Below are 1,219 nucleotides of genomic sequence, written 5' to 3'. Positions count from 1 at the left end.
CGGCTATCGGCTCAACAACGAGGCCCTGCGATATTCCGATACCGTGAAGGTCATGTCCAGAAAACAACTCGAGGGTGTTGAAAAAGTTCCAATGGCCTGATTCCGTGGTGATGTCGGAGGAGGCGTTGCCACGTTGGGCCAAAAGGGTCGCCGTCAATCGGCTGGTCAACGCCCCCCGCGACGACCAAGGCCGATCCGGCCCTGCTCAAGGCCATCGCGCGGGCCAGAGGACGGTTCGATGATCTCACCAGCGGACGGGCTGCCTCGCAGGTCGCCATCGCCGAACGCGAAGGGATCAGCGACCGCCACGTCAGCACCCTGCTGCCGCTGGCCTTCCTCGCCCCCGATATCGTCGAGGCGATTGCCGCCGGTCGCCAGCCTGCCGACCTTACCGCCGAGACCCTGATCCGCCAGATCGACCTGCCCCTCGCCTGGAACGATCTGCGGGCCCTGCTGAACGTCGCCTGATCCCCCACTTACTACCTATGACGCGGCCCGGACACTCCTCCGGGCCGTCGGCGTTTCCGCCGCCGGAAAACGAAACCGAACCGTCTCACTGGACAGCAGAGAAAAGCGGAGATTTTCGCCGGGAAAGGCGTGGAATTCCCGTCTCTCCGGTTCGGAATGGATGGCGAAAACCGCCGGAACCCCGCGCCTTTCGGCGCAAGGTGTCAGAGAATGGGATGTCATGAAGATGAAGTGGCGGAGGGGGGCGTCCCCATATATAGTGTCCACATATAGTGTCCACAGGATTTCACGTAGGTCTATTAACACGCTGGAAAATCATGTGGTTATGCTGAAACTCTGTCTGTGATCGTCCACGCTTGTCTACCCCAATCTATTGGGCGTATATGGGTAGAAACATGGGTAGAGAAAAGGAGCGAAATGTGGGGCGGAGGAGTCAGCCGCTGACCGCATTGGAGGTCAGCAAAGCCAAGGAGCCTGGCTATTACGGCGACGGTGGTGGGTTGTGGCTTCAGATCAGCACCTATGGAACCAAATCGTGGGTTTTTCGCTTCAAGTCTCCCGTGACCGGAAAGGCGCGGGAGATGGGGTTGGGCGATCTCCGGACATATTCCCTCGCTGATGCCCGAGTCAACGCCAGCGAGGCTCGCCGGATGGTGCACGAGGGCCACGACCCCATCGAAGAGCGAAAGCAGTCCAGGCTGCAAATCCAGGAGGATGCGGCGCGCGTCAGAACTTTTACGGATTGCGCCCA

Annotated in this window: 1 pseudogene; it reads left to right on the top strand. The window is 60.1% G+C overall.

Annotation, left to right across the window (positions count from 1 at the left end):
• Positions 1-851: 851 nt before the first annotated feature.
• Positions 852-1,148 (top strand): annotated as a pseudogene (locus CP958_RS27090) (Arm DNA-binding domain-containing protein); the annotation flags it as partial.
• Positions 1,149-1,219: the final 71 nt, after the last annotated feature.

The organism is Magnetospirillum sp. 15-1 (assembly GCF_900184795.1).
In the GTDB taxonomy this organism is placed as follows: domain Bacteria; phylum Pseudomonadota; class Alphaproteobacteria; order Rhodospirillales; family Magnetospirillaceae; genus Phaeospirillum.
Note: the sequence above shows the minus strand (reverse complement) of the source record. Positions and strands in the feature narration are given on the sequence as shown.